This window comes from Micromonospora sp. NPDC005257, assembly GCF_042872445.1.
Classification (GTDB): Bacteria; Actinomycetota; Actinomycetes; order Mycobacteriales; family Micromonosporaceae; genus Micromonospora.
In genome coordinates this window covers 204,588-217,390 of sequence record NZ_JBIAKL010000001.1, presented here as the reverse complement: position 1 = coordinate 217,390, position 12,803 = coordinate 204,588, and the positions used below count along the sequence as shown (strand labels likewise).

The following is a 12,803-nucleotide window of genomic DNA, read 5'->3' as shown; positions in this document are numbered from 1 at the left end:
CCGTCGCGCCCGCGCCCGGTGGCGAATACCAGAATGACTCGCGCATGGATGTGACCTCCCGAATAGATGGGCATCCGTCATGTCGAGTCTCACCGCGCCGTTGCGGCGTGCTCAACGGTGAAATTGCCGTCCGGTCACGCACGTGACCGGCGATCGGAGTGCCGGTCCTGACGGCGGCGGCGCGGCCGTCTCCGCACGTCGGACGGGCTACTGCCGCCAGAGCCGGCCACCGGCATTCGCAGTGGCCGGGTGAGGCGAAGACGGGCCGGGGGTGTCAGCGAGGCCGGCCCGCCGGGGGCATCCCGAGGACCGACGCGCGGCCCACCGGGGACTTCGCGGCGTCGATTCCGGCCGCCGGCGCGGCGGTCGCCGGGTCGGGGACCGGCTGCGGGAGCGGCGCGCAGGTCGCATCCGGGCCGCTGCCCCGCTGGCGTGCGGGCAACGCGCCGGTCGCCAGGTAGGTGGCGACCACGCCGTTCACGCACTCGTTCCCGACGAAGAAGCCGCTGGCGTGGCTGGTGCCACCCGGTACGGCGAGCAGGCTGGAGTGCGGGAACCGCCTGCGCACCTCGAGGCTCCCCCCGAACGGCGTCGCCGCGTCCAGCGTCTCGTTGACGAGCAGGACGCTCGCCACGCGCCGCCCGTCGACGTCCACCGCCCTGCCCGCCGGTACGGGCCAGGACAGGCAGGGCGCGTTGTACCACCCGTTGAGCCAGGTGACGAACCGCGCCGTCCGGAAGGTGGACCTCAGGTCGCGCTGCCACGTGGCCCAGCTCCGGGGCCATCGCGCGTCGGTGCACGACACCGCGTTGTAGGCGGCGTAGGCGTTGTCGTCACCCGGCCCGTCGACGGCCTGGTACCAGCCGATCAGCGTGTCGGCGTCCGGGTCGTGCACCCAACCGGCGAACACGTCGGCGAGCTGGGTCCAGAAGAACTGGTTGTATCCGGCGTGCACGAAGATGTCACTCCACTCGGCGCCGCCGACGACGCCGCCGGCCGGCCGCCGGTCGAGTTCGTGGAGCTTCCGGTAGTAGAGCTTCTCGACCGCGGCCGCGGTGCTGCCGAGGTGGTAGACGCTGTCGTACCGGGCGAGCCAACCGAACCAGATCGTGATGTTGCGCTCGAGGGCGACGGACTGGTCCAGGTTGTTCCGGTACCAGACGGTGCGGGGGTCCACGGTGCTGTCCAGCACCATCCGTCGCACGCGCGTCGGGTAGACGGTGGCGTAGACCTGGCCGAGGTAGGTGCCGTAGGAGTATCCGAGGTAGTTGATCTGCCGTGCGCCCAGTGCGATCCGCAGGCTCTCCAGGTCGCGCGCGGAGTCCAGCGTCGTCATGTGTCGCAGCAGCGGCCCGTTCTTCGCGGCGCAGGCGCTGGCATATTCACGCGTGCGCGAGAGCCAGGCGCGCTCCACGGCCGGCGTACCGGGCACGTACGGCGGCCTCGGTGCCGCGAAGTAGTCCGGCTGACACGAGATCGCCGGCACGCTGGAGCCCACGCCGCGCGGGTCGAGGCCGATCCAGTCGTAGGCGTCGCCGACGCCGTTCGGGACCGCCTGGCCCAGTGCCGCCAGGCCCAGCCCGGCCCCGCCGGGACCGCCGGGGTTGGTCAGCATCACGCCCTGGTACTGCGAATCCGGCGTGGTGTGCAGGATCCTCGACACCGCGAGCCGGATGGTGGCGCCGCGCGGACGGGCGTAGTCGAGCGGAACGGTGAGGAATCCGCACTGCGCGCCGAGGGCGGCCAGATTCGGGTCCGCGCAGCCACCCCATGCGATCCGGGTCGTGGCGGCCGCCGTCGCGGACGCTCCGGCGACGGTCATCAGAACACCGACCACGGCGGCGGCAACCAGTTGCCTCGTCCGGCGGCGGATCATCGTGCTCTTCACGCGCCCTCCCTGGGTGTGAGTGCGGCAGCGTCAGCATTTGTGATGCTTGTCGACATCGCGCACCGGGGGCAACGTTCCATTGTGCGCAGTGCGCGCCCGACGGTCCTCGGAATCCGGTGCCGGCCGTTACCGGCCGGCTGATGACGCACGCGTGGAGAAGTTTCGTCGTCCCGCTCACGGCATGCTGAGCGAGAGCGTGCGCCACAATCGCGCCGGCCGCAACGACGGGGCCGGCCATGGTTCGGGGCAATTCTGAGGGGAATCGGGCTATGAATAAGGGCAGCCGGTTGAACGTTGCCATCCTCGGAGCGGGGCTCATTGGGCTCGATCTCTTGACAAAGATCAAGCGTTCCAGATTCCTGGACTGCCAATTGGTGGTGGCGCGCGACAGTCAGAATCGCGGATTGCGCACCGCGGCGGAACTGGGCTACCGGACGGCCAGCGGCGGGGTCAGGTCACTGGCGTCCGCCCCGGTGAGTTTCGATGTCGTGTTCGACGCCAGCAATGCGGCCTCGCACGCCGAGCACTGGGAGTACCTGGAGGGCCTCGGTGCGTTGGTCGTCGATCTGACACCGAGCAGGATCGGCCACATGATCGCGCCCACGGTGAACGGGGCGGACGCCCTGGTGCACCGCAACGTCAGTTTGATCAGCTGCGGCGGCCAGACGGCGATTCCGATCCTGCACGCGCTCACCCAGCGGTACTCGCCCGATTACATCGAGGTGGTGACGACCGCGGCCAGCCAGAGTGTGGGCCGGGCCAGCCGGTTGAACCTCGACGAGTACGTCGGGACGACGCAGGCCGCCATCCGTGCGTTCACCGGGGTGCCCGACGTCAAGGTCCTGCTGAACCTCAGCCCCGCCGAGCCGCCTCCCACCTTCCGTGTGGCGATCTCGATGACCGGCGACGACTTCGATCTGGACGTGATCCGCAAGCACGTGACCGCGGCGGCGGAGGAGGTCCGGACCTTCGCCGCGGGCTTCGACATCGCCGCGTGCAGCGTCGTCGACGGCAGAGCGTTCATCGCGATCGAGGTGAGCGCCTCGGGAGATCTGATCCCGCGCCACGCGGGGAACCTCGACATCATCAACTCCGCCGCCATCTACGTCGCCGAGCAGTACGCAGCGGGCCGTCCGGTCGACCAGAAGAGGACAGTGAGCTGAACATGGACCAGGCTACGCAGGAGGACGCCGTGACGATCCGGCCGGTGACCATCCACGACCCGACACTGCGCGACGGCCAGCACGCGATTCGTCACCAACTCGGTCGCGATCAGCTCCGGCGGTACGCCGCCGCGGCGGATGCGGCCCGCGTCCCGGTCGTGGAGGTGGGTCACGGCAACGGCCTCGGTGCGTCGTCGCTGCAGGTGGGCCGGGCCGCGCTGACCGACGCCGAGATGCTCACGGTGGTTCGGGAGCAGCTCTCGCACAGCAAGATGGCCGTGTTCATGCTGCCCGGTTGGGCCACCACACACGATCTCAAGGAAGCGGTGAACCACGGCGTCGACGTGGTGCGGGTCGGTGCCCACTGCACCGAGGGCAACACCATGGAGCGATACCTCGGTTTCCTGCGGGACGCCGGAGTGGAGGCGCAGAGCGTGCTGGTGATGAGCCACATGGCCGCACCCGGACGGCTCGCCGAGGAGTGCCGCCGGCTCGTGGACTACGGCGCGTCAGCCGTAGGGATCATGGACTCCGCCGGGTACTACCTGCCCGAGGACGTCAGCGAGCGGATCACCGCCATAGCCGGGGCCGTTGACGTGCCCATCATCTTCCACGGGCACAACAACCTCGGGATGGCCGTGGCCAACTCCGTGGCCGCGGCGCGCGCCGGGGCCACGATCATCGACGCGTGCGCCAGAGGATTCGGGGCGGGCGCCGGCAACACCCAGCTCGAGGTGGTGGTACCGGTCCTCGAACGGAGCGGCTTCTCCACGGGCGTCGACCTGTACGGCCTTCTCGACGCGGCGGACCTGGCCGAGCGGGAACTCATGCCCAAGCCGCCGACCATCGACTCGGTGGGCATCGTGAGCGGGCTCGCGGGCGTGTTCTCCGGCTTCAAGAACCCGGTGCTCGACGCGGCGGGGCGCGAGAACCTGGACCCGCGTGACATCTTCTTCGAGCTGGGCAGACGCCAGGCGGTGGCCGGCCAGGAAGACCTGATCGTCGACGTCGCCGCGGCCCTGAGCAGAAGCAGGGCCGGTGTCCCGGACTCGACGCACTAGAACCGCCGCGCCGGGCGCCGTCTGACGTGCCTTCCCTCGACCCCTGGGAGTTGCCGTGCGCATCCTGGTCCTGAACTGTCCGAGCAAGACCCACCTGTACGCGCTGACGCCGCTCGCCTGGGCCCTGCGCACGGCCGGGCACGAGGTCCGGATGGCCACCCAGCCGGACCCGGTCGGGCTGACCGCCCAGGATGTCGCGCACTGCGGCCTGACCGCGGTGCCCCTCGGCGAACCGATCGACCTGACCGCGATGGTGTCCGAGAAGGCCGCCGAGGGGGAACCCGCCGTTCCGCACGCGGAAGCCGGGCCATACGAGAACGGGCGCAAGTCGGTGCAGGCCGACTACGCCGCAGACGACCCGCTGGGCGAACTCACCGCCCTGGCCGACTGGCACTTCACCACCTTCAACCCGGACACCGTGATCGACGCCGCAGTGCGCGTCGCCCGGGCCTGGAAGCCGGACCTGGTGCTCTGGGACGGCATGACGATGGCCTACGCGGGCCCGGTCGCCGCCCGGGCCTGCGGCGCCGCGCACGCCCGCCTGGTGATCTGCACCGACGCGCTGATGCAGCTGCGGAACGCGGCGCGGGCTGTGGACCCGACGCGCGACCCCATGCGGGCCGCCCTGGAGCCGATCCTCGCCCGGTACGGCCTGGACTTCACCGAGGACCTGGTGACCGGCCAGTGGTCGGTGAACGCGATGGCGCCCTGGACCTGGCAGCCGGAGGGCATCGACTACCAGGCGGTGCGGGCGGTGCCGTTCAACGGCCCGTCGATCGTTCCGGAATGGCTGTACGCCGAGCCGGAGCGCCCGCGTGTCTGCCTTACGCTCGGCCTGTCGTTCCGCGAGCTGAACGCGGGCGCTTCGACGAGCGACATGCTGGACGCGGTCGCCGACCTGGACGCGGAGGTCGTCGTGACGCTCAGCAAGGAGCAGCACGACGCCCGGGTGACCCTGCCGGGCAACGTTCGTTCAGTTCCCTTCGTGCCGCTGACCGCGTTGCTGCCGACCTGCTCGGCGATCGTGCACCACGGCGGGTACGGCACGGTCATCTCGGCCACCCATTACGGCGTGCCGCAGCTGATCGTGCCGGGCAAGTTCGGCGGGGACAAGTTCTGGGGCCCACTGGCTGTCGTCACTGCCCTGGAGGAGCAGGGCGCCGGCGTCTACGCCAGCGATCCCGGCCGGCTCAGCGCCGACGTCCTGCACGGCCACCTGCGGCGGGTGCTCGGCGATCCGTCGTACGCCCGCAACGCCGAGCGCCTGCGCGCCGAGGCCGCGGCCGTCCCGTCGCCCAACGACGTGGTGCCGGAGATGGAGAAGCTGACGGCTCTCCACCGTGCCGGTTAGCGGCCTGAGACTGTCCGTCCACTTTCGGAGGCCGGCCGGCGGGGATGCACCCCGCCGGCCGTTCTGACGTTTCGGGGCCGGCCGGTCGCGAGGTGGGGTGACCGGCAACGGGGTCAATCGGGCAGCGGTCACGCCGGCGATCGCCCTTCCGACGCACTGGTCAGCGCGAGCCCGCAGCCGGCCAGCTCTCGATCTGGTCGAGCACCAGCCGGGCCAGTTCCGGTGTCACGTCATCGGGCCGGTCCCTGGTGGGCGGCGGGGTGATCCGGTACCGGCCCGGACCGGTACCGGGGAGCACGAAGTGGGGGTCGTCGGTCAGCACCGTGACCTCGACCGCCTCGGCGGGCGGCTCGGCGGGCCGGTCGTTGCGGCAGGCCAGCAGAAAGGCGAGCCAGGTCCGGTACGACACCAGCAGCTCGGAGAAGGCCAGCGGGGCGCTGTCGAGGCCGTGCCGCTTCGCCAGCTCCGTCATCTCCGCCCGCATGAGCTGTTCCATCTCCGCGACACAGGACCAGGGATCGCCGTCCAGGTCGGGACACGGTTGACCGCCGGCCCCCAGCTTCGCCTGGAACTCGGAGAACCCCTCAACGACGTGCTCCGTACCCGGCCAGGTCGGCTGCACCAGGATGGCGGTGACCTCCCGGACGGCGCTCAGGTGGCCGGCGATCCGCAGGGACAGGGCCGCGGCGCTGCAGTGGCTCACCACGAACAGCCGCTGGTCGCCCGCCGCGGAGGATTCGGCGCGGAAGAGGGCGGCTGCCTCGTCCGCCAGTTCCGCCAGGGAGGCGTAGAGCCGGCCCCCGGACAGCGCGCCCCGCGGATCCACCTGGTAGATCCGCTGATCGGTGGCCATTTTACCGAGCAACTGGCTGAGCCGGGGCGTCCCGTTGAGCGCCTGAAAGTCGGTGACCAGCACCTCCGCCCCGTCGCCGGAGCTGAGCTGACTGCAGAGTTGGCCGGTGCCGGCGACGGGGCGCATCGGTGTTTCCTTTCGTCAGGCGCTGTCGAAACGGCCGATCGCGCGTCAGGACGGTTCGCCGTCCAGGGCCGCGACGGCGCGCTCCACCGCGATCCGCGTGTGATACAGGTCGTCGGGTTCCTGCGGCAGGTCGAAGACGAAGGTGCGGGCACCGCCCTTCAGGTACGTCGCCACCGCCTGCGCCACCTCGTCATAGCTCCCGACGAGGTACGGGCAGAACGTGTGGTGGTACCGGAAGGGAACGAGCCAGTACGCCCCGCCCTCCCCCTCGTCGGCGATCGGCACGGAGGCGAGCTGCGGCTGCCAGGACGACACTGCGGCCGAGAGGAGCAGTTTCATCCGCTCCGCGCCGTCCGGATCGGCCGGGAACCGCTTGTGCGCGATCCGCCACGCCTCGGACGAGTCGTCACGGGCGATGATGCCGATGCTGATGCCTGCGCCGAACCTGTTCTTGCGGGTGTCCGGACTGGCGAACTCGGCGGGCAGCAACGGGAAGGAGAGCTGGCTGAGGCCGAGTGACTCGCCCGCCTGCAGGCTGGCCGCCGACGAGCCGGACACGTACGCCGTGGGTAGCAGATCTGCGGGCACCGGGGTCGTGAGCCGCGCCCGCCGGAAGTTGTAGTACCGCCCCTCGTGACTGGTCAGGCCGCCGTCGAGCAGCGCTCTGACGATCGTCACGTACTCGACGAGCCGGTCGTACCGGGCGTCGTGCGGCAGCGCGTCACCCTGGACCCGGAGGTCACGGCTGAAGCCGCCGCTGACGTAGTTGAGGTCGACCTGCCGTCCGTACAGGTGGGCCAGCGACGAGATCGCCCGGGCCAGCGCGAACGGGCTCTTGTCCAGCGGCTGTACCGCGATGAGCGGCACGAAGCCGGCCGTGTTCGCGATGGCGGCCTGTGCCGACATCCAGGCGTCGATCGAGGTGTTGTCGCTGTACAGCAGGGCCCCGCGGTAGCCGGCCTCATCGGCCCACCGAGCGGTCTCCAGCAGCTTGCGCAGGTGGGAGTCCTGGCCGTAGCCGATGCTCGACCGACATGTCGAGTAGATGGTCACACCCCTGGCCGCCAGATCCATCGTTCCTCCTCCGGGAGGTCGTCTCGTGTCGATCAGGACTGTCCGGTCGTCTGCGGTGGCGCCTGACCGGCGACCGCACCGACGGACGGGTCGGCGAGGAAGCTCTGCAGGCTGATCCTGATACCGAGCTGGCTCTCCAACCGGGCGACGAGCACGGCGCCGAGCAGCGAATGCCCGCCCAGGTCGAAGAAGTTGTCGTCGACGCCCACCCGGTCCACCCCGAGCACCTCGGCGAACAACTCGCACAGGGCCTGCTCGGCCGGGGTGGACGGTCCCCGGGCCGGGCCCGCGGCGTAGTCCGGGGCGGGCAGTGCCCGCCGGTCCAGCTTCCCGTTCACCGACCTGGGCAGCTCGTCGATGGCCACCACGGCGGACGGCACCATGTGTCCGGGCAGGGCCCGGCCCACCGCGGCCCGGACAGCGGCCGGGTCCACCTCGTGCGCCCGGCCGGCCTCGGGCACCACGTACCCGACCAGGCGGCGGTCGCCCGGGCGGTCCTCCCGCAGCGCCACCACGGCCCGGGCCACACCGGGCTGCCCGGCCAGCACGGCCTCGATCTCGCCCAGCTCGATCCGGAAGCCCCGAAGCTTGACCTGCTCGTCGACCCGGCCCAGGAACTCCAGCTGGCCGTCGTTGCGCCAGCGCACCAGGTCACCGGTCCGGTACATCCGCTCACCGGATGCGAACGGGCAGGCCACGAACCGCTCCGCGGTCAGCCCGGGCCGGTTCAGGTAGCCCCGCGCGAGGCACGGCCCGGCCAGGTACAGCTCCCCGGGCACCCCCGGCGGCACCACACCCAGCCGCTCGTCGAGCACGTACGCCCGCACGTTCCACATCGGCACCCCGATCGGCGGTGTCTCCCCGCCGCCGGACAGCCGCCGGCTCATCGTCGTACCCACGGTCGCCTCGGTCGGGCCGTACCCGTTGTAGATCCGCCGGTCCGCCGACCACGCGGCGATCAGCTCGGCGGAGCTGGCCTCGCCCCCGACGATGAGGCACTCCAGGTCCGGCACCTTGGCGGGCGTCGCACCGGCGAGCGTGCTGGGCGCCACCATCGCGTGGGTGATGCCGAGCTCGTGGAACGCCTCGGCCAACGGCTCCCCGGCCAGCGGCCACTGCTCGGGAAGCACCAACGCCGCTCCGGCGGTCAACGACAACAGCAGCTCCACGAGTGACATGTCGAAGCTCAGCGAGAGCAGCTGCGCCACCCGTGACCCCGGCCTGGTCTCGAAGGTGTGCACCAGGAACGCCGCCAGGCTGGGCAGGCCCCGGTGGCTGACGACGACGCCCTTGGGCCGCCCGGTGGACCCGGACGTGTAGATCACGTACGCCGGATGACCGGGCAGCAGTGGCGCGATCCGCTCCCCGTCGGCGACCTCGCCGTCGGGCTGGCTCGCCACCGCGGCGGCCACCGCCGGGTCGTCGAGGACGACCCGCACGCCCGCGGCGGGCAGGTCGGCGTCGAGCTGCCGGGTCGTGAGCATCCCGATCGGCGTCGCGTCGGCGAGCATGAACGCGATCCGGTCCGCCGGATACCCCGGATCGACCGGCAGATACGCCGCACCGGCCTTCACCACACCCAGCACCGCCGCCACCATCTCCAACGACCGCGGCAACGCCACCGCCACCACCCGCTCCGGCCCCGCACCCAACCCCACCAGATACCGCGCCAACCGGTTCGACCGCGCATCCAACTCCGCGTACGACCACGACACACCACCGAACTCCACCGCCACCGCGTCCGGCGTCCGCGCCGCCTGCGCCGCGAACAACTCCGGCAACACCACACCAGGCACGTCCCGGGCGGTGTCGTTCCACCGCGAGAGGACCAGCTCGCGTTCCGCCGCCGACAGCAGCTCCACGCCGCTGATCCGCTGACCCGGGTCGGCGGCGACGTGGCCCAGCAGCCGGACCAGCCGCTCCGCCAGGGCCTGCGCGGTGCTCGCGTCGAACAGGTCCGCCGCGTACTCCAGCGTGACGCCGATCCCGCCGGGGGCGCCGTCCGGCTCATGTCGCGACCGGTACGTCAGCGACAGGTCGAACTTGGCCGACTGCTCGGGCAGCGGCAGGTTCGTGGACTCCAGGCCGTGGACCTGCCAGTCCCGGCTGGTGTCGTCGTCGGAGGCCAGCGTCACCTGGAACAGGGGGTGATGAGTGGTCGACCGGACCGGGTTCAGCACCTCCACCAGCCGCTCGAAGGGGACGTCCTGGTGCGCGTAGGCCGCCAGGTCCTGCTCCCTGACGCGGCGGAGCAGCTCCCCGAAACTCGGGTCACCCGACAGGTCGGTCCGCAACACCAGCGTGTTGACGAAGAACCCGACCAGGTTGTGCAGTCTCTCGTCTCCACCTCGACCGGCCACCGGCACGCCGATCGGGATGTCGGCGCCGGCGCCGGAACGGGACAGCACAACCGCGAGCGCGGCCTGGAGCACCATGAACAGCGTCACCTGGTGCCGGCGCGCCAGCTCCGCCAGCCCGCGGTGCACGGCCGCGTCCACGTCCACCGCGACCTGCCCGCCCCGATAGGAGCGGTGGGCCGGGTGGGGCCGGTCGAACGGCAGCTCAAGTCGCTCGGGCAGCCCGGCCAGCGCCGACTGCCAGTACTCCACCTGCCGAGCCAGCACGCCGCCGCCGTGCTGGTCGCCGCCCAGGAGGCCGCGCTGCCACAGCGTGTAGTCCGCGTACTGGACCGGCAGGTCGGTCCACTCCGGCGCGTGGCCGGCCAGCCGCGCCTCGTACGCCTGCCCCAGGTCCCCCAGCAACACGCCCAGCGACCAGCCGTCACTGGCGATGTGGTGCGTGAGCAACACCAGCACGCACTCCTCCGGTCCCAGCACGAACAGCCACGCGCGCACCGGCAGCTCACCGGCCAGGTCGAAGACGTACTGCGCCGCCCGCTCGGTGAGCGCCGGCAGCTCGCTCTCCTGGGCCGGCACCACCGTGACCTCCGGCGCCGCCAGCGCGGCCGGGACCACCCGCTGGTACGGCTGCCCGTCCACGGTCGGGAACACGGTCCGCAGCGTCTCGTGCCGCCGGACCACGTCGCCCAGGGCGGCGGTCAGCGCGGCGGTGTCGACCCGCCCCCGCAGCCGCCACGCGAACGGCACGTTGTAGGTGGTGCTCGGCCCCTCCACCTGCGCGAGGAACCACAACCGCTGCTGGGCGAACGACAGCGGCAGGCGCGCCGGCCGGTCCGCCGGCTCCAGCGGTGGCCGGGCCGCCCCGACGCTGTCCAGCGACCGCGCCAGCGACTCCACGGTGGGATGGTCGAACACCGCCCGGATCTCCAGCTCCACCCCGAGCACCGACCGCACCCGGCTGATCAGCCGGGCCACCAGGAGCGAGTGTCCACCCAGGTCGAAGAAGTTGTCGTCCACGCCGACCCGGTCCACGCCGAGGACCTGGGCGAACAGATCGCACAGGATCTCCTCGGCGGGCGTGGACGGCGCCCGGCCGCCGCCGCCGACGAACGTCGGGGCCGGCAGCGCCCGCCGGTCCAGCTTCCCGTTCACCGTCAACGGCAGGGTGTCCAGGACCACCACGGCGGCGGGCACCATGTAGACAGGCAGCGTCTCCGCCACTGCTGCCCGGATCCCGGCCGGGTCCAGCTCGCTTCCGGCAGCCGGCACGACGTAGCCCACCAGGCGTTGGTCGCCGGGGCGGTCCTCCCGCATGATCACCACAGCTCGGGCCACCCCGGGCTGCCCGGCCAGCGCGGCCTCGATCTCGCCCGGCTCGACCCGGAACCCGCGGACCTGGACCTGCTCGTCGACGCGGCCCAGGTATTCCAGCTCGCCGTCATCGCGCCAGCGCACCAGGTCGCCGGTCCGGTACATCCGTTCCCCGGACGCGAACGGGCAGGCCACGAATCGTCCGGCGGTGAGACCGGGCTGGCCGAGGTAACCCCGCGCCAGGCTCGGCCCGGCCAGGTACAGCTCCCCCGCCCCACCGGGCGGCACCGGCCGCAGCCGATCGTCCAGCACGTACGCCCGCGCATTCCAGATCGGTCTCCCGATCGGCGGGGCGTCCCCTCCCGACAGCGGCCCACTCATCGTCGTGGCCACCGTCGCCTCGGTCGGGCCGTAGGCGTTGAACATCCGCCGGCCCTTCGACCACTCGGCGGCGATCTCGCCCGGGCACGCCTCGCCGCCGACCATCAGACACTCCAGGCCGGGCATCTGGTCCGTGGTCGCCCCGGCCAGGGAAGCCGGCCCGACCAGGGCATGAGTGGCCCGCAGCTCGCGCAGCGTGTCCGCGAGCGCCTCCCCGGCCAGTTGCCCCTGCTCGGGAAGGACCAGGGCCGCTCCGGCGGGCAGCGACATCATCAGTTCCATGACCGCCGCGTCGAAACTCAGCGAGGCCACCTGTCCCACCCGTGACTCGGGCCCGATCTCGAAGGTCCGGATGAGGAAGCCGGACAGGCTCGCCAGGCCGCGGTGGCTGACCACCACGCCCTTGGGCCGCCCGGTGGACCCGGACGTGTAGATCACGTACGCCGGGTGGGCGGTACGCAGCGGCGCGAGCCGGTCCGCGTCCCGCACACCGCTGCCGTCCTGCCGGGCCACCGACTCGGCCACCCGAGGGTCATCGATGTTCATCACCTCGACGCCGGACACGTCCGGCAGCCGCACCGCCGTGGCCCGGTCGCTGACGAGCAGACGCGGGGCGGCGTCGGCGAGCATGAACGCGATCCGGTCCGCCGGATACCCCGGATCGACCGGCAGATACGCCGCACCGGCCTTCACCACACCCAGCACCGCCGCCACCATCTCCAACGACCGCGGCAACGCCACCGCCACCACCCGCTCCGGCCCCGCACCCAACCCCACCAGATACCGCGCCAACCGGTTCGACCGCGCATCCAACTCCGCGTACGACCACGACACACCACCGAACTCCACAGCCACCGCGTCCGGCGTCCGCACCGCCTGCGCCGCGAACAACTCCGGAAACACCGTTTCCGGCACGTCCCGCGCCGTGTCGTTCCACCGCGAGACGACCAGGTCCCGCTGCGCCTCCGTCAGCGTTTCCACGGCACTCACGCCCGTTCCGCCCGGACCAGGCTCTGCGGGCGCATGTCAGTCCAATGTTCTTCGACGTATCGAAGGCAATTCGATCGGGAATCCGTGTCGTGCGCGGTGGCCCAACCATCTGGGACGGCAATTCCGGAAGGCCACAAACTGTGCTGCCCCTCGTTATTGACAAGGACCAGGTACAGGGCGTCAGCGTCCTCAAACGGATTAGCCATGGCAACCTCATTCCGATTGACAGACCCGGTCAGCCAATT

Annotated in this window: 8 protein-coding genes; 3 read left to right on the top strand and 5 right to left on the bottom strand. The window is 71.4% G+C overall.

Features of this window, described 5'->3' with window-relative positions:
• Positions 1-274: 274 nt before the first annotated feature.
• Positions 275-1,888 (bottom strand): alpha/beta hydrolase, encoded by a 1,614-nt coding sequence (locus ACFYO8_RS00900; RefSeq protein ID WP_354864268.1) that lies wholly within the window; start codon positions 1,886-1,888, stop codon positions 275-277.
• A 287-nt stretch (positions 1,889-2,175) separates the two neighbouring features.
• Between ACFYO8_RS00900 and ACFYO8_RS00895 the strand changes: the two genes are divergently transcribed.
• Genes ACFYO8_RS00895 through ACFYO8_RS00885 form a run of 3 tightly spaced genes read left to right on the top strand, consistent with a single transcriptional unit; the run spans position 2,176 to position 5,463 of the window.
• Entirely contained in the window at positions 2,176-3,051 is an 876-nt protein-coding gene (locus ACFYO8_RS00895; RefSeq protein WP_354864270.1) for an acetaldehyde dehydrogenase (acetylating), read from the top strand.
• A 2-nt stretch (positions 3,052-3,053) separates the two neighbouring features.
• Entirely contained in the window at positions 3,054-4,112 is a 1,059-nt protein-coding gene (dmpG, locus tag ACFYO8_RS00890) for a 4-hydroxy-2-oxovalerate aldolase (RefSeq protein WP_354864272.1), read from the top strand.
• A gap of 55 nt (positions 4,113-4,167) precedes the next feature.
• Positions 4,168-5,463: a nucleotide disphospho-sugar-binding domain-containing protein gene (locus ACFYO8_RS00885; RefSeq protein WP_354864274.1), complete on the top strand. Its 1,296-nt coding sequence runs from the start codon at positions 4,168-4,170 to the stop codon at positions 5,461-5,463.
• A 160-nt stretch (positions 5,464-5,623) separates the two neighbouring features.
• On the opposite strand, the gene ACFYO8_RS00880 is transcribed toward ACFYO8_RS00885, so the two are convergent.
• From ACFYO8_RS00880 to ACFYO8_RS00865, 4 genes are read right to left on the bottom strand one after another with little or no spacing between them, the layout of a single operon-like run.
• Positions 5,624-6,442 (bottom strand): hypothetical protein, encoded by an 819-nt coding sequence (locus ACFYO8_RS00880; RefSeq protein WP_354864276.1) that lies wholly within the window; start codon positions 6,440-6,442, stop codon positions 5,624-5,626.
• A gap of 45 nt (positions 6,443-6,487) precedes the next feature.
• Positions 6,488-7,516, bottom strand: coding sequence for an LLM class flavin-dependent oxidoreductase (locus ACFYO8_RS00875; RefSeq protein WP_354864278.1), 1,029 nt, complete (start codon positions 7,514-7,516; stop codon positions 6,488-6,490).
• A 32-nt stretch (positions 7,517-7,548) separates the two neighbouring features.
• Positions 7,549-12,558, bottom strand: a complete 5,010-nt coding sequence (locus ACFYO8_RS00870) for an amino acid adenylation domain-containing protein (protein WP_354864280.1) — start codon at positions 12,556-12,558, stop codon at positions 7,549-7,551.
• Positions 12,555-12,764 (bottom strand): MbtH family protein, encoded by a 210-nt coding sequence (locus ACFYO8_RS00865; protein WP_357708400.1) that lies wholly within the window; start codon positions 12,762-12,764, stop codon positions 12,555-12,557. The genes ACFYO8_RS00870 and ACFYO8_RS00865 overlap by 4 nt, the downstream gene beginning before the upstream one ends.
• Between the last annotated feature and the right edge of the window lie 39 nt (positions 12,765-12,803).

Excerpts from the sequence above, each read along its gene's own strand:
- ACFYO8_RS00880 (WP_354864276.1), bottom strand. The coding sequence starts at position 6,442 with ATGCGCCCCGTCGCCGGCACCGGCCAACTCTGCAGTCAGCTCAGCTCC.
- ACFYO8_RS00865 (WP_357708400.1), bottom strand. The coding sequence starts at position 12,764 with ATGGCTAATCCGTTTGAGGACGCTGACGCCCTGTACCTGGTCCTTGTC.
- ACFYO8_RS00875 (WP_354864278.1), bottom strand. The coding sequence starts at position 7,516 with ATGGATCTGGCGGCCAGGGGTGTGACCATCTACTCGACATGTCGGTCG.
- dmpG (WP_354864272.1), top strand. The coding sequence starts at position 3,054 with ATGGACCAGGCTACGCAGGAGGACGCCGTGACGATCCGGCCGGTGACC.